Below are 21,341 nucleotides of genomic sequence, written 5' to 3' on the forward strand. Positions count from 1 at the left end.
AAACGGTTGTAACTCAAATAGATCAAATGTTAAAAATATTTTGCTATCAGGTTATCAAATTCAAACATCTTAACTTGTCACCCGCGTCGCTCTGTTTTTAACATCGCCTATGGAAAAAAATGGTCTGTTCAGTCAGCGCATACGCTTGCGCCATTTGCATACTTTTGTGGCCGTCGCTCAACAGGGAACGCTGGGGCGAGCGGCTGAAACCCTTAACCTCAGTCAGCCTGCACTATCCAAAACGCTGAACGAACTGGAACAGCTTACCGGAACCCGCCTGTTCGATCGCGGCCGTCTGGGCGCTCAGCTTACTCTCGTGGGTGAACAGTTCCTGACGCATGCCGTTAAAGTTCTCGATGCCCTCAATACCGCCGGTCAGGCGCTCAACCGCAAAGAGGAGTCGGCCAGCGACATCGTGCGCGTGGGCGCGCTGCCAACGGCGGCGCTGGGAATACTGCCTGCGGCGATCGGCCAGTTCCACCGTCAGCAAAAGCACGCCACGCTTCAGGTCGCGACCATGAATAACACCATGCTGCTGGCGGGCCTGAAGTCAGGCGAGCTGGATCTGGGCATTGGGCGGATGTCCGATCTGGAACTGATGAGCGGCCTGAATTACGAGCTGCTGTTCCTGGAATCGCTGAAGCTGGTCGTGCGTCCGAATCATCCCCTGTTGCAGGACACCGTGACCCTGAGCCGCGTGATGGAGTGGCCGGTGGTGGTCTCACCAAAAGGAACCGTTCCGCGTCAGAATGCGGAAGCGTTGCTGCAAATGCAGGGCTGCACGCTGCCTTCCGGGTGTATTGAAACGCTCTCGGCGTCGCTGTCGCGCCAGCTTACGGTGGATTACGACTACGTGTGGTTTGTGCCGTCCGGCGCGGTGAAGGACGATCTGCGACGCGGCGTGCTTACGGCGCTGCCGGTAACATCGCCCGGCGCGGGAGAACCGATTGGGATCCTGACGCGGGTAGATGCCCCGCTCTCTGAAGGCGCGCAAACGCTGTTAAGCGCCATTCGTAAATCAATGCCTCTCTGACCCTAAATGCAGAACCCGCCGCGAAGGCGGGTCTGTCTTACTCAGAACGTTTCCCAGTTATCACCTGAGACGGCCGCCGCCGGGGTTAAAGGCGCGGATTTCGCTGCGGTTGCAGGGGCTGTAGTCCGTCCAGCCCCTGCCCCGATGAGACGAAACGCGCCAACAGCCTCCGTCAGACGTGCGCCCTGCTCTTCCAGCGAGGCCGCCGCCGCAGAAGCTTCTTCCACCAGCGAGGCATTCTGCTGCGTCACCTTGTCCATCTCGGAAATCGCCTGGCTCACCTGAACAATGCCGCGGCTCTGCTCATCGGACGCCGCTGCAATCTCCAGCATAATATCGGTGACGCGTTTAACCGCCTCGACGATCTCATTCATGGTATTGCCCGCCGCAACCACTTCCCCGGAACCCTGATCGATAAGCGACACAGATTCATTAATCAGGCTTTCAATCTCTTTCGCCGCATTCGCGCTGCGGCTTGCCAGGGTGCGGACTTCACTCGCCACGACCGCAAAGCCGCGTCCCTGTTCACCCGCACGCGCCGCCTCGACCGCCGCGTTGAGCGCCAGAATATTGGTCTGGAACGCGATACTGTTAATCACGGCGGTAATTTCAGAGATCTTCTTCGAGCTGGTGGAAATATTACCCATGGTTTTCACCACGCCGGAGACCATCTGCCCCCCGCGGCTGGCCTTACCGGAGGCATCTTCTGCCAGTTTACTCGCATGATGCGCGTTATCGGCGTTCTGTTTCACCGTCGCGGTGAGCTGCTCCATGCTGGCCGCCGTCTGTTCAATCGCCGCCGCCTGCTGCTCGGTACGGGAAGAGAGATCGGTGTTACCCGCGGAGATCTCGCTGGTTCCACGATAGATCTCCTCCGCCCCTTGCCGCACGGTGCCCACGGTTGTCACCAGCGCGTGCTGCATCGTTTGCAGATCGCGCGTCAGGCGGCCAATTTCGCTGCGTCCGGTCGGTTCGTCCGGCATGGTCAAATCGCCTTTTGCGATATTTTCGATACGCGTAGCGGCTCGCTGGAGCGGGTTTATCACCGTACGGCGCAGCACCACAAAGGTGATCACCGCCAGCGCCAGCGCAAGGCCAAACGCGCCGAACATAAACATCAGCCCCAGCCGGGTGCGGGTGTGAGCCTGTGCCGTCAGCGCGTTGGCGCGTTCGGTGCGGATTTTTATCGCCTTCAGCAGCACCGCGTTATAGGCATCGTCCAGCGGACGCGCGGTCTCATTTTCGTGGTTAATAATGGCTTCAAACATGCCATTTTTGGCATATTTCAGCATCGGCTGCATACCGGCGATGTAGGCGTCATAGCGGGCTTTCAGATCGCCATCCAGCGCTTCATCAGCCGGGGTACGAACGGTGCGCTTCATATAGGCGGCAAATCCATCCTGCGACTGCCTGATGCGGATCTCAGCCTCAGCGATGTTTTGTTTCATCGCCTCCATCTCCGCGATACGGCTGGCCGCACCCGCGTGGATCATGTTGATACGGGCGGTGCGTAAATGGTTGGAACTGTTTGACAGACCGGTGCGCACCTGGATTTCTGCCGTGACATCCTGCTGATCGTTATCGGCCTGGAGCAGGAAATAGCCTGCCAGACCTGAGCTCAATGCAAACAGGAGAATAATGCCACCGAGAATGGAGGAAAACAGCGGAACCAGCCGGATGTGATGCAAGAAACTCAGCTTAGGCTGCGCCTGCATCGATGTTGTGTTGTCCATGACCGTCGACTCTCTTATAGGTAAGATGCGTAATAACACGCCTGTAAAAGAGTCATCGGCACGCCAGGGAATTAAATTACGTCTAAAAGCGCCGGACAGGTCACACTTTAGAGAAGATCAGGGAAGAAATGCCAGCGGAAAAAACCGCTGGCAGAATAATCAGTTGTCGCCGAAATGGATAACGGTACGAATGGATTTTCCTTCGTGCATCAGATCGAAGGCTTCGTTGATCTGCTCCAGCGGCAGGCGGTGCGTAATGAACGGATCAAGCTGAATTTTACCGACCATCGCATCTTCAACCATGCCCGGCAGCTGAGTACGGCCTTTCACGCCGCCAAATGCTGACCCGCGCCATACGCGCCCTGTCACCAGCTGGAAGGGACGGGTTTTGATCTCCTGACCCGCGCCGGCCACACCGATAATGATGCTCTCGCCCCAGCCTTTGTGGCAGCACTCCAGCGCTGAGCGCATTACGTTGACGTTGCCGATACATTCGAAGCTAAAGTCCACGCCGCCATCGGTCAGCTCAACGATCACGTCCTGAACCGGTTTGTCGTAGTCTTTCGGGTTGATAAAGTCGGTCGCCCCCATCTCACCTGCGAGCTTAAATTTCTCCGGGTTGGTATCCACAGCAATGATACGCCCAGCTTTCGCCTGTACCGCGCCCTGGATGACCGCCAGACCGATCCCGCCCAGGCCGAACACCGCCACGGTGTCCCCCTCTTTCACTTTCGCCGTGTTATGCACCGCGCCGATACCGGTGGTGACACCGCAGCCGAGCAGACAGACTTTATCCAGCGGGGCCTGCGGATTCACTTTCGCCAGTGAGATCTCGGCGCACACGGTGTATTCGCTGAAGGTGCTGGTCCCCATGTAGTGATAAATGGGCTCGCCGTTATAGGAGAAACGGGTAGTGCCGTCCGGCATAAGTCCTTTGCCCTGCGTGGCGCGCACGGCCTGGCAGAGGTTAGTTTTGCCGGATTTGCAGAACTTACACTCGCCGCACTCTGCGGTGTAGAGCGGGATCACATGGTCGCCGGGCTTCAGGCTGGTGACGCCTTCACCCACTTCCACCACCACACCGCCCCCTTCGTGGCCGAGCACCGCGGGGAATACGCCTTCCGGATCGTCACCGGACAGGGTAAACGCATCGGTATGGCAAACGCCGGTGTGGGTAATTTTGATCAGCACTTCGCCTTTCTTCGGCGGAGCAACATCAATTTCAACGATTTTCAGCGGCTGGCCTGGGCCGAACGCGACAGCTGCGCGAGATTTCATGATGTCTTTCCCTTGTTGTGAGGTGTGTGGGTTTATTTTAGATAAGAGCGCAGTAAATGGCCGACTTCCGCCATCCGCACTGCCCGCTGATCCGGGGTGGTCTCCCCCGTCACCAGCTCATCTTTGAGGTGAATTTCGACCATTTCCCCCATCAAACCATTGGCAGCGCCGCGCACGGCGGCAATTTGCTGCAAAATGGCGAGACAGGGATCGCCCGATTCCAGGGCGCGTTCAAGGGCATCAACCTGGCCCCGAATGCGGCGGACGCGGGTCAGAATACGTTTTTTATCTTCGGGTGAATGCGGCATACGCCCTCCTGATACTATAGGGGGGTATTGTATCTGTTAATACGATTTTATGTAAACATGAAGTTTAGTGTGGGTTTTAAGTAGAGCCGTAGAAAATGTGAAAAATCAGCGTCTGGAGTTAATATTGGTGACTCGCTGATATACCAGAAGTGGGCAATCAGGTGCGTCATGAGCGAAAAGTAGATTGGATAAATCCATGGCAGATATGCACTGTCCCTTTAAAATTAACGTGTTGGTTGTTCTTGTTATTGAGTGTAATGCAAGTGTGGTACAGATGAAGTCATACAACGTCATTCTTTCTTAAAAATCCTACTTTAAAAGACTTGTGCAATCACACTAACCCCCACTAAAGAACGTAGGTATCATAAGAATACGAAAAAGAATAGACTAATACTGTTGGATATATTTATCTTTGCTAACATTTAGCCTGTATTAAACAAAATAAGTCGGGTGCAGCATGTTCGGACAGAAAACATTGCTGAAACTGGTTCGGATCCGGTTTATCTAATAGAATTTCCATACACTTTGATAAATATTACTATCACAATTGGGTTTTACAAATTGAATTCGGATCACAACGCTTCATCATTAAGGAATGACTAAGTATGAAAAGAATTGTTCTCGCCTCTTTGGTTGTAGCTTTTTCGTTATCTGCTAACGCAAATCAATTAAGCATTGATGACCAAATTAATAATGCTTGCGCTAAGGCCTTAAGCGGTGACAAAGAACCTTTGGGTGACTTCCCGCCAGATAGTTATGCTGCAACAGTCAGTCCGAAAGTTAAAGATGCTTACAACGAAGTTTTAAAATCTCGGTCCTCTATTGTAAACGATCAGAGTTTACAGAATGCAACCAGTTGCGCCAACCTTGTTAGAGATAAACTGAAATCAAAAGGTGAGTACACAGAAGAAAAATAATTGCCAGGGTGGAGAAACAGCATTTTTTGTGGAACTGAACGCTTTCTGTATCAGAGTTCGTTCTTAAGAAAATATCGACAAGATAGTTCCGCAGCTGTGTTTTCCACCTCTCGCTGGTCCCTCAATACCCTAACATCCCGTTGCCTGAAGGCACCCTCCGTAATGACAGCGCCCGCCTAAACAGCACAGACGAGGCTGACGATATTTACGCTTTCGTCTCGTCGTGACCAACCCTATTTAGCTCAAAATGTTAAAAATCCGCACTTATATGGCACAATGTGAACAGAAATAACATTCTCGTCACCTAACATACTCGCTACAAACAAAATGGTGGTGTTAATGATTGTACTAAAGAGCTTTTTATTCTTCGTTGGCGCAGCAGCCGCTTGCGCACTTATTGTACTGTGTCTTTGGGTTGATATGCGGTTTGTCGGCCATGATATTCCGGAATTATCACTGACCGAAATTATGCAGGAAACGGTATTAGCGACTATTGTCTTTCTCCATTTTCGTCTGGCGAAAATGGACGAATCCATGCGTTACTGTAATACTCTGGTGGGCGGATTTTTCCTGACAATGCTAATTCGTGAACTGGACGCGCTTTTTGATCTCATTTCTCATGGGAGTTGGGTGTGGTTCGCGCTGATTACCGCTCTGCTGGCGTTAATTCGCCCCGTTATGCATTTTCGCGCTACCCTGGAACAGCTGGCAAAATATACCCAATCCCCCTGGTACGGCATTCTGTTGAGCGGCCTGCTGGCTGTACTGGTCTTCTCCCGCCTCTTTGGAATGCAGGTGCTGTGGCACGACATCCTGGAGCATGGCTATATGCGTGTCGTGAAAAACGCCGTGGAGGAAGGTTCGGAATCATTCGGCTATATGCTGTGCCTGGCCGCATCCCTTGGCTATTACGTTACCTTTCACACTCACGCACGGCAGAAACAGTCTCTTCGCGCTGCGTAGAGAAAGATGGCGAGGGAAATATTTATCAACGACATTTTTTGGACGTTATGGTGGTCATGTAAGAAAGACATGTCCTAAAAAGGGGCAATCTGCCGTCGAATTCAGCGAATTCTCGCTCACTCCTGCAATCAGCGTCTATTCTTAGACTACCAACAAAAGGAGGCTGGAATGTCTGATTTCGACACTGATAAAAATGCACAGTACGCTGGCGATAAAGCCAAAAACAAACTTGATGAATTATCCGGCTCTGCGCAGCAGCAGTTTGGTGAATTCGTTGATTCCCCTAAACACCAGGTGAAAGGTGCAGCGAAAAAATATGCTGCCCAGGCCAGTGATGCCGTCTCGGATGTCACTGAAGCCGTCAGAAACAATCCCTTAACGGGCTTAATCGCTGCGGGTGCGGTAGGTATCGTTCTGGGACTTCTGCTGGGACGTAAATAATTTCAGGCCCTTCGGGGCCTTTCCTTTTCCCCTCTTTCCTGCTCTTTCCCCCCCCTATTGTTGATAGTTTTCCTGACAAAAACACGATCCACGAGAAAAGTTGTACAATTTTAATGTACAGATTTGATCGAATAGTATAAATTCAATGCCACTGATGTTACAAAATTGTTTGTTAACGGTGGAAAATTATGCGTCGCAACCATGCTCCCTCTACAGCAGAAAGCGCTATCACCTTGTATTTTAACAAGGATAACGTCCCAACACAGCAGGAAACCCTTGGTGCTATCGTCAGTGAGATCATCAAAGAAAATGTACAACTGAGCAGAATGACAATCTGTACAAAGCTGTTGCGCAGAATTGAAGAGTCAACGTCTGACGTTGAGAAAGCGCACTATAACGGTCTGATAGCCCTCTTCTTCGAGCGTTAACCTGAACACTGTTTTTTTAACTTACTAAGTTAGTCATGCTGAGTGAGAATAGAGCTCCTGAATGCGATGACTAACCCCATGCTACAGCCTCCTGCGTGTAGCAGAGTGAGATTGAAGCTATGCATAGAACTAAATTTGAACGACTTAAGGATGACCTTATCGGTGAGGCCGTATTATCCATACTGAAAGAGAACGGACCTATTACCTTTGCGTCTCTTGCTGGTCGCCTGCGGGCGATGGCTAACGTTGAATCAAATGATGAACGCAAAAATGCATTGATTGCCGCTGAAGATGAAGTACGCCAGCGTGTAACCGGCGTATCGCACGACCGGGGAAGAGTGATGGGCGATTATGATATTGGGCGCATGCGCTCTCTCTTTACTCACAACACGCCTCTGACCCCAGACAAGAAACACTAATTTTAACCGAAACGGTGACCACCATGAGTAAAGCGATTATGCAGCAAACGTATAATTTTGAAGCCCTGCACGATAAAGGACTGGCGGAACATTTTCTTAATGCTGGAAAGCATCTCAGTGGTGAGGTTGAAGTGTTGGGCTCGGCAATACGCTGTATTATGCTGACCGGTGACAATCTCTCAAATAAAGAGATTATCCTGCAACTGATTCACGCCCTCGAAATTACCGAGGAGCCCGAAGCCTGCGATGTCATTCGAAACACGCTTGAAATTGTTGTCGGTTTTACGCGCGATGATATCTGATAACAGATTATTGCCCTGGTGAGTGACTGTTTTTGCTGGTGGTCGAAGAGTTAAGTCTGTCGTACCACCAGTATAGTGAAGCCATTAACTAAATAGCCGTACCATTCGATCCAGCTCATCTTCTTTAACCGCCCAGGAAAGATAATATCCCTGGAAGCGCTTAACCCCTAATGCGACAAGTTTTTCAAATTTTTCTTCGCTATCGACGCCTTCCGCAACGCATTCCCTTCCCGTCATGTCGCTGTATATCTGTATCGCTTTAATAATGCTATTGTCATTGTCGTTAGCAACAAAGTGCTCAACTATATCGCGGTCAAGCTTCAGTCCATCAAAATTAATCTGTCGGATGGGTAACATAGCGTAATGTCTGGAAAAGCAATCATCCAGAAACAGCCGGCATCCCTCGGCGCGTAAACGCTGGAGAGTGACAGGAATATTTGGATCCTTTGTTACATCAATGGTTTCAGCTAATTCGAAGACAAGTTTCCCGGCCCACTGCGGTTTCAGTAACATTTCAACGGCTTTTTTCGCCATTCCCGGCAGCGCGTTCCCGGCAGCCAGTTGAGGAGGAATATTAACCGAAAAATAATATTTTCCATTGTATCTGTTGATACCTGATACGGCCGCGTGAATGACTAACGCCGTCAGCTTGAGCCAAATTTCGCCATTTTTTATCCCATCCAGAAATTGGCCTGGTTTCAGGACCTGACCGTTTTTATGCCAGCGCAGCAGAATTTCAAAGCCTACTCCTTTTTTATCGCCATCGGTAATAATTTGATAAGCCGCAAAGATTTCCCGCTTATGTAACGCCTGCAATATATTTATTTCTGCTTCCGAAAACCCCTGCGCTTTGTTCTTTACTGCACAGACCTCATCCCTTAAGACACGTGCATCGCTAAACCACACTCTGATAAGATATAATTTACTCAACCCCACTTTCCGATGGGTATAAATGGTTTTATCTGACAACCCTAACCTCGCTGACTGCTCTTTTATCGAAATACCCCGATAAAAATTCAGCAATACGGTTAACTCACGTTTTGTTAAACCATGCAGGCTTTCCTTACCTTCCTTCTCAGGTCCTTCACGCAATAAACGTGACGAATCGGCATGCACATCAGAAATACTCTCTACACAATTCATTACCTCTGAAATATTCGCCACCCTGATCCTCGACAACGATTTGGTATTATTAACGAGACTTTTCAGCGTGGCATAAAGCCATCTCTCTGGTATTGCACCATACAGGGTCACGCTACAAATAACCGGCAGTGCATTCAGAACCGAGACCAACCGTTTCAGGCTTTCAAGAAAGGCAGTCACGTCGCGACCAAGAAAAACAGAAATATCAGGCTGTTGATTTTGCATCATTTTTTGCACATCACCTGAGCAAACTTCATCATCTTCAAAATGGAGCCGCGTGACGTTTACGCCACGAGACTTGAGAAGCAGGCTATACCCCTCGAAGGTGAAACCGCAGGCTGAAATAACGAATCGTTGCTTGTAGCAAGTACCTTGCATAAAAGGTAAGTTTTGAGACATAACCTGCTCCTGAGAATGCAAACATCATTCCCAAATGTGATTAAAGCCAATATTCTTTGTCGCATTGAATAATTTTACCGCACCCCATTTGGTTAATAAACCGTTATCAATGTTATGCACGGGAACATCTTTGCGTTAATCAACCCACTCATCCATATGCAGCATAAATATTACTTTCTTTTCATATAACGACAGTAAATATGCACTTCACAAGGTATAATGAAAATTCCGAAAAAGAAGACCGGACACTTCATCTTATCGGCCCAGACAAAAAGAGAAAATGCTATGGATAATCACATTTCATCCAGGGCTTTGCTACATCGAAGGGATGTTATTAAAAACAACCCGCGATTTGGTGAAGCTATAACAGAGCACTACAGAATCAATGATGCCATTTATAAAAAACAACCCTTGTTCTACAAAACGATGCTTCAGGAATCACGCTTCAACATAATACTGTCAATGTGTTGTTTTGTTTTTGGTAATCAGGCTGAGTCAGTTTCAGAGATAAAGGCACTGTGTACCCGCTATAATATCGCCAGTCCTAACAGTGTTATCGCGATCATCACCATACTTAAGACCACCGGGCGAATTAAGACCTGGCGCTGTACCGAAGATCGCCGAAAAACAAAAATCGCGCCAACGGAAAAAGGACTGGATGAGCTGAAACGCTATATGTCTGGGGCATTTACGCCTGTCAGCATTCTTTATCCGACATTCAACATTAATGTTAACCTTCTGGACAATGACATTTTGAGGCAAAACTTTTTCCGGCGCGCCGCAGAGTACCTTTTCCGCGGATTAACATTCAGGAAAGTGCTTCCGGAGGTGGGTTTATTTATTGATAAGGATGGTGGCCGAATGATTATGCTCTATCTCTATTTGCAGGCCATTAAAAACAAAACAGCACACGGTGCCATAATAGCGTATTCAGCCAGCACACTGGCAAAAGAATTTTTCGTCTCGCGTATCCACGTCAACCGCATTATCAAATCGGCGCAGGAGGCAGGTTATCTTAAAGATCGCGGCGATGGCCGGATGTCGATTTATCCGGCCTTTATCGAGCTTGTCGAAAATTATGCCGGATTATATTTTGCGTATGTCACACATTACATCAATGTGGTACCAAAAGAACGACGCCATGTTGTCAACATGACGCCTACACTCTGATCTGACGGGCGTTCGGTTTGCTGAACGCCTTTTTTATCGCTCGCGCAGCGCCTCTTTTGCCTTATTCAATGGTTTCAGCAGATAATCAATGACGGATTTACTGCCGGTTTTGATATCAACCGTGGCTATCATGCCCGGGAACACCGGGAATTCCTTGCCCTGCCTGTTGGTCAGATGGTTACTGTCCGTACGGATATAAACGCGATAATAATAAACATCCCGTTTCACCTCGTCCTGAAGGGTATCCGGGGAAATCATCGTCACCTCCCCTTCCAGCCCGCCGTAGATGGAGTAATCATAGGCGGTGATTTTCACCAGCGCTTTTTGCCCGGGATGGATAAACGCGACATCGCGCGGCGAGATTTTCGCTTCTATCACCATCTGGTCATCAAGCGGTACCAGGCTCATCAGTTTGCCGTTCGGCGGGATCACCCCGCCCACCGTCGTCACGTCAATGTCCTTCACGATGCCACGCACCGGCGCATTAAACGTTAAGCGGGTGAGTGAATCTTCGCGTCCTTTCATGACCGAACGTTGCGCTTCCATTTCCGCGTTCGCTTTTGCCAGTTCTTCGCGGGCGCGAACGTAGTACTGGTTTTTCATTTCGGTGATTTTGCTCTCCAGCTCATTTTTTTGACGTTCAAGGCGTAAGACTTCGACCTTACTGGCCGCCCCCTGCGTCACTAGCGGGCGCGTTAATGCCAGTTCACGCTGCACGAGATCTGCTCCCTGGCGTAAACCCGCCAGCCCTTTTTCAAGGCTTTCGCGACGTGACTGATAAAGCGCCGTTTCCTGTTTGACCAACTCAACGTCGTCATCCAGCTCTGCCGGGAATGTCAGCCCGGTGTCGTTTACCTCAGCATTCAGACGCGCGGCCGTCGCCATCGCAGCGTTTAATCGAGACTCGCTCTCCAGCACGCTGGACTCGGTTTTCGTCCGGTCCAGTTGGGCAAGCTGTTGACCACGCTCGACGATATCGCCCTCGCGCACCATCAGACTGTGGATAATCCCCCCTTCCAGGGACTGGATCACCTGCTCGTGGGAGGACGGGATCACCTTGCCGCTACCCGTCGTGACCTCATCCAGCTGGAACAGGCTGGCCCAGGTAATAAAGACCACCAGCAGGGCAAACAGCGACCATGCCACCAGCGACGAACGCGGCAGGCGGGGCTCCTTCAGCCGGCTGTTAAAGCGGGAGAAATCATTCATGCCACGCCCTCCGTTTTCAGTTTAACCGTGCGCTGCGGCGCCTGCTGCGGGGCCATTCCATGCTGGCGTAAAATGGCATCACGAGGGCCATCCATCACCACTTTGCCGTTTTCCAGGACGATGATGCGGTCAACCAGGTCCAGAATCGGCAGACGATGCGTCGCTACCACCAGCGTCCGGCGCTTACCGAGCCACTGGTGCAGATGCTGGATAAACTGCTTCTCGCTGACCTCATCCAGCCAGGCGGTGGGTTCATCCAGCAGCAGAATATTCGGCGAGGTGATCAGCGCGCGCGCCAGCAGCAGCGCCTGACGTTGCCCGCCGGAAAGCCCCGTCCCGCCCTCATTGATGATGGTGTTCAGCCCCATTTTCTGCTTGCGCACAAACTCCAGCGCGCCGCTGTTGACCAGCGCCTGATGGATTTCCTCGTCTGTCGCCAGCGGATTACCCATCAGGATGTTGTCGCGTACGGAGCCGAAGAACAGCCGCGCCTGCTGGCTGAGCAACTGCATGTCGCGGCGCACGTCGGCCGGGTCAAGATGATTGAGAGCAATATCGTCCAGCAAAATGCTGCCCTGCTGCGGCTCCTGCATTCCCGCCAGCAGATGCAGCAAGGTGCTTTTCCCCGAACCATTACGCCCGAGCACCGCCACGCGCTCCCCGGCGTGAATGCGCAGTTTGCTGATATTCAGCACGGTAAGCTTCTCTTCTTCATCGTAATAAAACCCAACGTCGTCCAGCCGATAATCACCGCGCAGATGGGCTTTATGCACTTTTTTGCCGTGCTGGGGATCGTCAATCGGGCGCTGCATCAGGTCATCCAGCCCCTTGCGGGCCACCTTTGCCGACTGCCAGCGGGAGAGCACGCCGGAAATCTGCGACAGGGGCGCAATGGTCCGGGACGCCAGAATCGAGGTCCCCACCAGCGCACCGGTGGTCATGTCGCCGCTGATGACCAGATAACACCCCACCAGCAGCACCACGGCGTAGACGATAGACTGCACCTCCTGGGTCCATGTCAGCAGCAGCCCCGTCAGCCAGCGCTGCTTCATGCCGACGCTCGCGGCAACGTCATTGGTGTTATTCCACTGGTTCTGGAACCTCTGCTCGGCACGCATTAGCTTGATGTCCTCAAGCCCCTGCACCGCTTCCACCAGCGTGGCGTTACGAATCGCCGATTCACGCATCCCTTCGCTGGAGAGTTTTCCCAGCGGGCGCTGCACCAGCAGGCCGGGAATGAGCAGCAGCGGTACGGCCAGCAGCACCACCAGCACCAGCGGGCCGCCAATCATCCACAGAATGAAGACGAACAGCAGGAAGAACGGCAGATCGGAGATAGCGGCAATGGTGGTGGAAGTGATCAGCTCCCGCACCGACTCCAGCTCGCGGATCTGGGCGATAAACGACCCGGTCGATTTCGACCGTGCGCCGTTTTTAATCCTCAGGGCGTGGGCAAACACGCGCTCGGAAATACGCAGGTCGGCGCGTTTCCCTACCACGTCCGAAATATGCACCCGCAGCATGCGCATGATGAATTCAAACACGATGGCGATCATCACACCGCCAAACAGCACCCACAGCGTGGCCTCCGACTGGGACGGCACCACCCTGTCATACACCTGCATGGAAAAGACCATGCCGGAGAGCGCCAGCACGTTGGCGACCAGCGCCACCAGCATTATGTCGCTGTAACGACGCCAGTCTTTCAGCGCCAGCTGCCAGAACCAGTTTTTCTCATAGGGTTTGATGTAATCATCCACGCGCGCATCCGGCGTGGACTCCAGGGGACGCAGCACCATCAGCCCCTTTAACCGCGAACCGAGTTCGTCGCGCGTCAGCGTCGTCTCCAGGCCCCCGTCGCCGCTAAACTGCACGCTGACGTTCCCTTCGTTGTCCATACGGTTGATGACCGCAATTTGCCCGCCGGTAAACTCCGCCAGCAGCGGTAAACGCCACGGATCGAGCGCTACGGCTCCCGCCGCCACCCAACGCATCCCCAGCCCAAGCTGGCGCGCCATCTCCTCCAGCACCAGCTGGCGTGGAGACTGGCTTTCATGGTTAATCGTGACCCGAACATGCTCCGCCGAAAAATCCAGCCGATAATATTTCGCGATGATGAGCATGCCCTGCAACCAGGGTTCGTACTGTGGATGTGTCTTCATAATGCTACGTCCTGTTCAGGGCGATGATTTCGCACTGAAATGATACCTTTCCGGGATGATTAGAAATCGAACACTGTCTAAACGAGCCCGCAAAATAATCTTGTGAAATATAGGGTTATGGCTATTCGTGTAAAGAAACGCAAAAGGCCGCGAGGATCGCTCCCCGCGGCGTTGTTTTACGCAATTAACAGTTGATGATTGGCCAACAGCGTCGCCAGATCCGTCTGCACGCCGTTCAGCGTCACCAGCGTGGTGGGCGTGAACTGACCGCCCGTCCCGTCCAGGTCAACCTGGATCTCGGTGTTGCTGCCGTTTTGCACAACGCGGATGTAGTCGGCGATGTTGCCCGCGCTGCTGTCCAGCGTCGCCACGCCGTTCACGTAGCTCGCCGAGCCGGTTCCGGTATAGCCGCTGTCGGAAAGCAGGTCGCGCAGATCGATACGGTCCGTATCCGCCGTCCCTTCCCAGGTGCCGACGGTAAAGCCGTTCACCACATCGCTACCGTTGCCGCCCGTCGCGTCAGACGCGTTGATCAGCTTATAGAGCAACGTATCGTGACCGCCGCTGCCGATGTTGAAGGTGTCGTTCCCGCCCCGGCCTTCGAACTGGTTATCACCGCTGTTGCCGGTGATCACGTCGTCATAGTCGGAGCCGTTAATCCCTTCAATATTCAACAACCGCGTGGTACCGAATCCGGTGTCCTGCGCCGTTGAGAGGCGCAAATCAACGGTTATCCCAGAGGTGGCATTACGATAATCCACCACGTCCATGCCGCCGGTATTGCTCCAGGTGTCGTAGTCGGAATGGGTATTCCAGCCGCCGGAGCCGTTATAGGTATAGGTCCCATCCTCTGCGATAAAGGTGTCGTTATACCCGGTACCGGTAATGGTTCCGCTGTGGCCGCCGGTGGCCGCTTCGGCGGTGAGAACATAACCCTCTTTGCCGTTGCCCGCGTCCAGGCCGGTCCAGGTGACGTTATCCGAGACGCCGTTGGTGATCTTCACGATCTCCGCCGAGTAGGTTTCGTTCGGATCCAGCCCGTAGAAACTCACCAGCGCAGAGGTATCGTTCGAGCCAATGCCGGACTGAGCGTTGATGATCTGCGAGGCCACCAGCACGCCCGCAGCGTTATACAGATTGACCGTATTGCCGTAGTACGCGTTGATGCCTTCGCTATCGACAATGTGCAGATGCATCGCGGTACCGTCAGCGATCTCCGCATTGTTCTGCACCAGCACCACCTTACCGTTCTGCTGAGACACCAGCAGATCCTGCGCACCGTCCCAGTTGTAGTCCACCGCGGCGACGCCGGTGACGTTGGCCAGCCCAGAAGCCAGCTGGCTTGAAGTCCAGGTTGAGCCGTAGCCGTTGTTGGTGAACAGGGTCGCCGTCTGTGAGCTGCCGTAGGTGCTGAGCTTGATGATGTCCATCTGCCCGTCACCGTTCCAGTCTACCGCCACCGACAGATAGCCCGCCGTGGCGTTAGAGGCTTCCACCGCGCTTTTGGTCGTGGAAAGCTGCCCGGTACCGTCGTTGTAGTAAATCACCCCGCCGTTGTTGTTGTAGCTGCTGCCGAGGTACAGATCCATGTAGCCATCGCCGTTAAAGTCCGCCCACGTCATGGAGGCCGCCGTGGTGGTATTCGAGGCGTTGGCCACAAACACGTTGGTCAGGTTCTGGCCAATGGAAAGCGTACCGTTCCCGTTGTTGTTAATCACGGTGAGCGAATACGCCCCGCTGCGGTTGGTGTGCTGCACGATGTCCACGGTACCGTCGTTGTTCAGGTCGACGCCGGAGATTTCACGCCCGGAATCGAACTGGCCGTAGAATCCACCTTCCCCGCCGGTGCCGTCCGGCGACAGAACGCCGTTGGTATTCACCAGGTAGGTCAGGGAGTCCATACCGGCATCGCCGTACGCCAGATCAAGATAGCCATCGCCGGTTTTATCGTAGGCAATTACGCCGCCGTACCAGATGGTGGTTCCCATCGCCAGCTGGCTGGCGGTGTAGCTGCTGCCATCGTAGGTCCACATCACCTGCGTAGAGCCCGCGTAGGTGTTCTCCGTCGCAAAGATATCCTGCGTGCCGTTACGGTCAAAGTCAGCTGCCGTCTGGCTCACCACATAGTAGCTACGGGTGTTAGTTAACGTATTCCCGGCATAGGTTGAATCATCGCTGCTGGAATAAGACTGTCCATTAGCAATGATATTCCACAGCCCGCTGCTGTTCATGCCGAGAGTCATGGTTGAGTTGTTGCTGTTCCCCGCAGTGGTCGCCCAGTCGGTATTCACCGAGGTGGTATCGATCACCAGGCTACCGGTTGCCGTACCGGTGGTGTTACCGTTGCCCGCGCTACTCTTCACCTGCGCGGTTACGTCGTAACTCGCCACACTCAGGGCATCGCTGTCCGGGATCTGTAGATACCAGGTATTGTGATCCGGGTCGACGACCACCGCACCGCCGGTCTGGGAGGTGTAGGTTTTCCCGTTCACCGTCACCACCAGATATTCACCGTTCACCAGGTCTGCGGAGACCGTACCGCTGACAATCGGCGTGGTATCCGAGGTGGTCTGGGCAGTAATCGCCGCGGTGGTGGTCGGGATGCTGGTATCGACGTTCAGCACAAAGCCATCCGATTCCGTGTAGTTACCGGCTTTGTCGGTGACGCGCAGAATGTAGGTGTGATTCCCGTCGAGCAGGCCGTTGTCCTGATAGGACCAGCTTGCGCTGCCGTTCATCGTGACCTGACCCAGCAAGATCCCGTCCCGGTAAAGCTGCACGATTTCGCCATCTTCCGGAGCGCGGTTAAGCGTACCGTTGATCAGCGGCGAGGTATCGTCCGTCGCGACTGATGCGCCGTACGTGCCTGTACGTTCACCTTCCCCGTCGGTATAGCTGACCACCGTTCCCACCGTGTCAGGCGGCGTGGTATCAACCGTTACCACCTGCGAAGAGGTTGAGCCGACGTTGCCCGCCTGGTCGATGATCCGCACCTGGTAGGTGTAATCCCCATCTGCCAGATCGCGGGTATCCGTATAGCTCCAGCGCTGGTTAGTGACGGTAGTGTCAATCCAGGTATTACCGCCGTCGAGGCTGATCTGTACGCGCTCGTCGCTGGCCAGCGCGCTGCCCAACGAGCCGTTGATCGTCAGCGAGGTGTCCATGGTGATGAAATCACTCCCGGACTGCCCGGTATCTTCGCTGATGCTGTCAATGGTGATGCCGTACTGCGGCGCCTGGGTATCCACCGTCACGTCCTGCGTGGTGGTGGCCCCAACGTTGCCCGCCTGATCGACAACCCGCACCTGATAGCGGTAGTCGCCGTCGGCCAGGGTGCGGGTGTCGTTATAACTCCACCGGGTGCCGCTTACCGTGGCGTAAACCCAGGTGGTGCCGCCATCCATGCTCACCTGCACATACTCACCCGCCCCGAGTTCGGCCCCGAGCGTCCCGTTGAGCGTGTACGAGGTCGAACTGGTCAGGAAGTCGTTATTGTCGAAGCCGGTATCGACGGTGATGTTATCCACGGTCACCGTAATCGCCGCATCCGGCGCGACCGTATCGACCGTCACCTGCTGATGAGCGCTGGCACCCACGTTGCCCGCCGCATCCACTACGCGAACGTAGTAGTCATAGGTCTGGTTACCCAGCGTGCGGCCGTCCACGTAGTACCAGCTGTTGCCAGTGACGATCACGTTCTGCCAGGTGACCCCGCCGTCGATGCTGATCTGGGCATATTCGCCGTCGGCCAGCGTTGCGCCGAGCGAGCCGTGCAGCGTCAGGGAGGTGTCATTGGTGATAAAGTCGCTGCTGCTCAGGCCGGTATCGTCGCTGATGCTGTCGATAGCGATCGTTTTGCTGGCGTCCGGCGCGACGGTATCAATGGTCACCACCTGGCTGGTAGTGGCGCTGATATTCCCCGCGTCGTCAATCACCCGCAGCTGATAGTTGTAGTCTCCGTCGGCCAGCGTGCGGCCGTCAACGTAGGTCCAGCTCAGGCCGCTGACGCTCACGTCAGTCCAGGTTGCGCCACCGTCGAGGCTGATCTGAGCGTGGTCACCGCTGCCCAGGGCCGCGCCGAGCGTCCCTTTCAGGCTGATCTGGTTGTCGCTGGTAATAAAGTCGCTGTCGGACAGGCCGGTATCCTGCGAGACGGAATCCACGGTAATAGTCGCCGCCGCAGGCTTCGTCAGATCGATTACCACGTCCTGGCTGTCCGTTGCCCCAACGTTGCCTGCATTGTCGATCACGCGCACCTGGTACTGGTACGTACCGTCGGTCAGGGTACGGCCATCGGTGTAGCGCCAGGTGGTGCCGGTGACGGTCAGGTCAATCCAGGTAGTACCGCCGTCAAGGCTGATCTGCGCTTTCTCGTTATTGCCGAGCTGCGCGGTCAGGGAACCATTCACCACCACCTGGCTGTCGTTGGTGATGAAGTCATTCGCGCTGAGGCCGGTATCGTTTTGCAGGGAATCAATGCTGATCCCCATCGACGGTGCGGTGAGATCCACGGTAACGGTATGGTTATCGCTGGCGCTGTTGCCGATGGCGTTGCTCACCTGCGCGTTAATCACGTACGAACCGCCGTCCGCCAGCGCGGTCACGTCTGCGCTGCCGACCGTATAGCTCCAGGTGCCGTCATTTTGAACGGTAGCCGTGTAGGTTTTACCGTTAAGCGTAATGGTCACCGTCTGGCCCGTTGGCGCATCGGTGGTGCCGCTGATAACCAGCGGCGTGCCGTGCTCGGCGGCGTTGACGATATCATCCTGCGCAAAGGTGTTAATGGCGATGGTCGGCACGTCGCCGTTCAGCGTCACGTCGTGCGTTGCGCTGCCCGGGTTACCTGCCTTATCGCTCACCGTAGCCGTAATGGTGTAATCCCCGTCGCTCAGTCCGAGGAAGTCGCGTCCCGGCACGAAGACGGACCAGGAGCCATTCGCCGCCACGGTCGCCTGATAGCTGTGGCCGTTGAAGGAGACGGTCACCGTCTGGCCCTGCTCCGCGGTGGTGGTCCCGCTGATGGTCTGTCCCGCCAGCTGCTCGGCGTTGTTGACGATATCGTCATCGGCCACGGTGCTGATGGTCACGGCTGGCGCGACGGTATCGACCGTTAAGGTATGCGTCGTCTGGCCGTTATTACCCGCCTTGTCGTTCACCGACGCGGTGACCGTCAGCGCGCCTTCGCTCAGGTTGGCAAGATCGGCGGCCGGGACGTCGAGCGTCCAGGTGCCGTCGTTTGCCACAAGCGCAGTGTAGGTTTTCCCGCCCAGCGTGACGGTCACCGTCTGGCCTGCTTCCGCGCTGGAAGAGCCGTGTACGGTGAGCGGCTGTTGGGCTTCCGCCGCATTCAGCACATCGTCGCCCGACAACGTGTTCACGCTAATCACCGGCGCGGTGGTGTCCACGCTGATGGTGTGCGTCGCCGAGGCGCTGTTCCCGGCGCTGTCCTGCGCCGAAACAGAAACCTGGTAGCTCGCGCCGTCGGCCAGGGTGCCCACGTCGGCGGCCGGTACGGTGGTTGTCCAGGAGCCATCGCTCTGGATAGTGGCCGTATAGCTCTTACCATTCAGGGTGATAGTGACCTGCGTGCCGTTAGCAAACTGCGCGCTGGAGCCGTTGATGACCAGCGACGCCCCCGCTTCTGCCGCATTGATCACGTCATCACCGCTGAGGGTGTTGACGGTCAGCGCGACCGATGCGGTATTTACCACCACGTCATGGGTCTGGGTGCTGCTGTTGCCCGCGCTGTCGGTGATTGTCGCGCTGAGGGTCACGGTGCCGTCGGTCAGGGCAGAAATGTCGCTGGCAGGAACGCCCACGCTCCATTTGCCACTGGCGTCAACGGTGGTGGTGTACTGGTTCGAACCTATCGTGATGACCAGCTTATCGCCGACGCTGGCGCCGGTTGCGGTGCCGCTGATGACCTGCGCCTGCCCGTGCTCAACGCTGTTGATGACGTCATCGCCCGCCACGACGTTAAAGCTGACGGTCGGCGGCGTAGTATCGAGCGTAATCGCTTTGCCCGCGCTGCCCGGGTTACCCGCGGCGTCACTCACGCTCACCTGCACGGTGTAGCCGTTATCCGCCAGAGTGGACAGATCGGCGGCCGGCACGTTAATGCTCCAGACGCCGCCCTGCTGAACCTGTGCGGTATAGCTGTTTCCACCGAGGTTAACGGTTACCGTCTGACCGACTTCAGCCGTGGTGGTGCCGGAAATGGCCACGCCCGCAGCCGCTTCGCTGCCGTTGATCACGTTGTCGCCGGCTACCGTGTCAATGGTCACGGTTGGCGCCGTGGCATCGACGCTGTACTCCCGGCCCGCAGACGCGCTGTTGCCGTTCACATTGGTAACGCTCACCTGCACGCTGGCGTCGCCGTCTTTCAGACCCGCAAGATCCGAGGAAGGCACGGTGGCCGTCCAGTTGCCGTCGGCATCGACTTTGGCGGTGTAAGACTTGCCGCCAAAGGTGATGGTCACGGTCTGGTTCTCTTCCACATTGGAGGTGCTGCCGGAAAGCACCAGATCCGCGCCTTTCTCCGCCGCGTTAATCACGTCGTCGGTGGCGATGGCATCAATGCTGATCGCCACGGCTGCCAGATCGACGGTGACGTCGTGGCTGATAGAGACCGGATTGCCCGCCGCGCTCTGGCCTGCAACGGTCACGGTAACCGTGCCCGCAGCCAGGGCCCCGACGTCTGCTGCCGGGATCGCCGCGCTCCAGGTACCGTCTGCCAGCACGGAGGCCGCATAGGTTTTGCCATTGACGGTCACGGTGAGCGTAGTGCCTGCCGCCAGTCCGTCGCTGGAGCCGGTGACAATCAGGTTCTGTCCATGCTCGATGCTGTTAATCACATCGTCGCCCGCGACGGTATCCACGCGCAGGCCCGGCAGGCTGGCGTCGATAGTGATATCGCGCTCGCCCGTTCCCGTATTGCCATGGTCATTAGTGACGGTTGCTGACACCGTTAAATCGCCATTGCCCAGCGCGGTCAGGACGGATTCCGGCACGTTAACGGACCAGGTCAGATCGCTCTGCACCGTCGCGGTATAGGTGTTGCCGCCGATGTTCACCGTCACGGTGTTACCGATGTCCGCGTTCGCCACCTTACCGGTAATGGTCTGGCCTGCGGCCACTTCCGCCGCGTTGATGACGTTGTCCCCCGCCACGGTGTTGATGGTGACGGTTGGCAGCGCGGTATCGACAAGCAGGTTCGCCGTAGTGCTGATGCTGTTGCCCACGCCGTTGGTGGCCGTCGCGCTCAGGGTGTAGCTGGCTTCACCGAGGCCTGACAGATCCGCAGCCGGAACCGTCAGGCTCCAGGTGCCGTCTGCCGCAGTCGTCGCCGTGTAGTTTTTACCGTTCAGGGTCACGGTGACCACGGTGCCTTCCGCCAGGTTGGCGCTGGTGCCGCTGACGCTCAGATCCTGGCCTTT

General features: G+C 54.9%; 15 protein-coding genes. 8 read left to right on the forward strand and 7 right to left on the reverse strand.

What is annotated here, in order from left to right; genetic code table 11:
• Positions 1–109: 109 nt before the first annotated feature.
• Entirely contained in the window at positions 110–1,033 is a 924-nt protein-coding gene (locus ACOTWU_RS12500) for a LysR substrate-binding domain-containing protein (protein ID WP_126498530.1), read from the forward strand.
• Between the two features lie 41 nt (positions 1,034–1,074).
• On the opposite strand, the gene ACOTWU_RS12505 is transcribed toward ACOTWU_RS12500, so the two are convergent.
• From ACOTWU_RS12505 to ACOTWU_RS12515, 3 genes are all read right to left on the reverse strand, one after another.
• Positions 1,075–2,766, reverse strand: coding sequence for a methyl-accepting chemotaxis protein (locus ACOTWU_RS12505; RefSeq protein WP_032648265.1), 1,692 nt, complete (start codon positions 2,764–2,766; stop codon positions 1,075–1,077).
• A 159-nt stretch (positions 2,767–2,925) separates the two neighbouring features.
• Positions 2,926–4,044 carry an S-(hydroxymethyl)glutathione dehydrogenase/class III alcohol dehydrogenase gene (locus tag ACOTWU_RS12510; protein ID WP_017693450.1) on the reverse strand — a complete coding sequence of 373 codons (1,119 nt, stop codon included), beginning with the start codon at positions 4,042–4,044 and terminating at the stop codon, positions 2,926–2,928.
• 32 nt (positions 4,045–4,076) lie between these two features.
• Positions 4,077–4,352: a metal/formaldehyde-sensitive transcriptional repressor gene (locus tag ACOTWU_RS12515; protein WP_003857256.1), complete on the reverse strand. Its 276-nt coding sequence runs from the start codon at positions 4,350–4,352 to the stop codon at positions 4,077–4,079.
• A 605-nt stretch (positions 4,353–4,957) separates the two neighbouring features.
• Here ACOTWU_RS12515 and ACOTWU_RS12520 point away from each other — a divergent pair.
• From ACOTWU_RS12520 to ACOTWU_RS12545, 6 genes are all read left to right on the forward strand, one after another.
• Positions 4,958–5,269, forward strand: a complete 312-nt coding sequence (locus tag ACOTWU_RS12520; RefSeq protein WP_023303710.1) for a hypothetical protein — start codon at positions 4,958–4,960, stop codon at positions 5,267–5,269.
• Between the two features lie 339 nt (positions 5,270–5,608).
• Positions 5,609–6,232: a hypothetical protein gene (locus ACOTWU_RS12525; protein WP_040117624.1), complete on the forward strand. Its 624-nt coding sequence runs from the start codon at positions 5,609–5,611 to the stop codon at positions 6,230–6,232.
• Between the two features lie 168 nt (positions 6,233–6,400).
• A complete protein-coding gene (locus ACOTWU_RS12530; protein WP_003857263.1) occupies positions 6,401–6,673 on the forward strand; it encodes a DUF883 family protein in 273 nt (90 codons plus the stop codon).
• A gap of 188 nt (positions 6,674–6,861) precedes the next feature.
• Complete coding sequence (gene ycgZ / locus ACOTWU_RS12535; protein WP_003857265.1) at positions 6,862–7,101, forward strand: regulatory protein YcgZ; 240 nt, start codon at positions 6,862–6,864, stop codon at positions 7,099–7,101.
• Between the two features lie 119 nt (positions 7,102–7,220).
• A complete protein-coding gene (locus tag ACOTWU_RS12540; RefSeq protein ID WP_040117623.1) occupies positions 7,221–7,520 on the forward strand; it encodes a hypothetical protein in 300 nt (99 codons plus the stop codon).
• Between the two features lie 23 nt (positions 7,521–7,543).
• Entirely contained in the window at positions 7,544–7,822 is a 279-nt protein-coding gene (locus ACOTWU_RS12545; RefSeq protein WP_044596271.1) for a biofilm development regulator YmgB/AriR family protein, read from the forward strand.
• Between the two features lie 84 nt (positions 7,823–7,906).
• Here the strand turns inward: ACOTWU_RS12545 and ACOTWU_RS12550 are convergent, their stop codons facing one another.
• The gene (locus ACOTWU_RS12550) at positions 7,907–9,364 is read right to left on the reverse strand and encodes an EAL domain-containing protein (protein ID WP_220719561.1); all 1,458 of its coding nucleotides are present in this window, start codon (positions 9,362–9,364) and stop codon (positions 7,907–7,909) included.
• Positions 9,365–9,649: 285 nt separating this feature from the next.
• On the opposite strand from ACOTWU_RS12550, the gene ACOTWU_RS12555 reads away from it, so the two are divergent.
• Positions 9,650–10,534 carry a hypothetical protein gene (locus ACOTWU_RS12555; protein WP_040118301.1) on the forward strand — a complete coding sequence of 295 codons (885 nt, stop codon included), beginning with the start codon at positions 9,650–9,652 and terminating at the stop codon, positions 10,532–10,534.
• Positions 10,535–10,567: 33 nt separating this feature from the next.
• On the opposite strand, the gene ACOTWU_RS12560 is transcribed toward ACOTWU_RS12555, so the two are convergent.
• From ACOTWU_RS12560 to ACOTWU_RS12570, 3 genes are all read right to left on the reverse strand, one after another.
• Positions 10,568–11,743: an HlyD family type I secretion periplasmic adaptor subunit gene (locus tag ACOTWU_RS12560; RefSeq protein ID WP_032104109.1), complete on the reverse strand. Its 1,176-nt coding sequence runs from the start codon at positions 11,741–11,743 to the stop codon at positions 10,568–10,570.
• Positions 11,740–13,905, reverse strand: a complete 2,166-nt coding sequence (locus tag ACOTWU_RS12565; RefSeq protein ID WP_040117621.1) for a type I secretion system permease/ATPase — start codon at positions 13,903–13,905, stop codon at positions 11,740–11,742. The genes ACOTWU_RS12560 and ACOTWU_RS12565 overlap by 4 nt, the downstream gene beginning before the upstream one ends.
• A gap of 176 nt (positions 13,906–14,081) precedes the next feature.
• Positions 14,082–21,341: Ig-like domain-containing protein (locus ACOTWU_RS12570; RefSeq protein WP_284993021.1), on the reverse strand; the 7,260-nt coding region annotated here is incomplete at its 5' end.

Origin of the sequence: Enterobacter cloacae complex sp. GYL001 (assembly GCF_049237125.1) — a bacterium.
Classification (GTDB): domain Bacteria; phylum Pseudomonadota; class Gammaproteobacteria; order Enterobacterales; family Enterobacteriaceae; genus Enterobacter; species Enterobacter hormaechei_C.

What these genes read in the sequence shown, in the direction of transcription:
- ACOTWU_RS12540 (WP_040117623.1), top strand. Translation starts at nt 7,221, where the DNA reads ATGCATAGAACTAAATTTGAACGACTTAAGGATGACCTTATCGGTGAG.
- ACOTWU_RS12550 (WP_220719561.1), bottom strand. Translation starts at nt 9,364, where the DNA reads ATGTCTCAAAACTTACCTTTTATGCAAGGTACTTGCTACAAGCAACGA.
- ACOTWU_RS12560 (WP_032104109.1), bottom strand. Translation starts at nt 11,743, where the DNA reads ATGAATGATTTCTCCCGCTTTAACAGCCGGCTGAAGGAGCCCCGCCTG.
- ACOTWU_RS12500 (WP_126498530.1), top strand. Translation starts at nt 110, where the DNA reads ATGGAAAAAAATGGTCTGTTCAGTCAGCGCATACGCTTGCGCCATTTG.
- ycgZ (WP_003857265.1), top strand. Translation starts at nt 6,862, where the DNA reads ATGCGTCGCAACCATGCTCCCTCTACAGCAGAAAGCGCTATCACCTTG.
- ACOTWU_RS12545 (WP_044596271.1), top strand. Translation starts at nt 7,544, where the DNA reads ATGAGTAAAGCGATTATGCAGCAAACGTATAATTTTGAAGCCCTGCAC.
- ACOTWU_RS12565 (WP_040117621.1), bottom strand. Translation starts at nt 13,905, where the DNA reads ATGAAGACACATCCACAGTACGAACCCTGGTTGCAGGGCATGCTCATC.
- ACOTWU_RS12520 (WP_023303710.1), top strand. Translation starts at nt 4,958, where the DNA reads ATGAAAAGAATTGTTCTCGCCTCTTTGGTTGTAGCTTTTTCGTTATCT.
- ACOTWU_RS12515 (WP_003857256.1), bottom strand. Translation starts at nt 4,352, where the DNA reads ATGCCGCATTCACCCGAAGATAAAAAACGTATTCTGACCCGCGTCCGC.
- ACOTWU_RS12555 (WP_040118301.1), top strand. Translation starts at nt 9,650, where the DNA reads ATGGATAATCACATTTCATCCAGGGCTTTGCTACATCGAAGGGATGTT.
- ACOTWU_RS12505 (WP_032648265.1), bottom strand. Translation starts at nt 2,766, where the DNA reads ATGGACAACACAACATCGATGCAGGCGCAGCCTAAGCTGAGTTTCTTG.
- ACOTWU_RS12530 (WP_003857263.1), top strand. Translation starts at nt 6,401, where the DNA reads ATGTCTGATTTCGACACTGATAAAAATGCACAGTACGCTGGCGATAAA.
- ACOTWU_RS12525 (WP_040117624.1), top strand. Translation starts at nt 5,609, where the DNA reads ATGATTGTACTAAAGAGCTTTTTATTCTTCGTTGGCGCAGCAGCCGCT.
- ACOTWU_RS12510 (WP_017693450.1), bottom strand. Translation starts at nt 4,044, where the DNA reads ATGAAATCTCGCGCAGCTGTCGCGTTCGGCCCAGGCCAGCCGCTGAAA.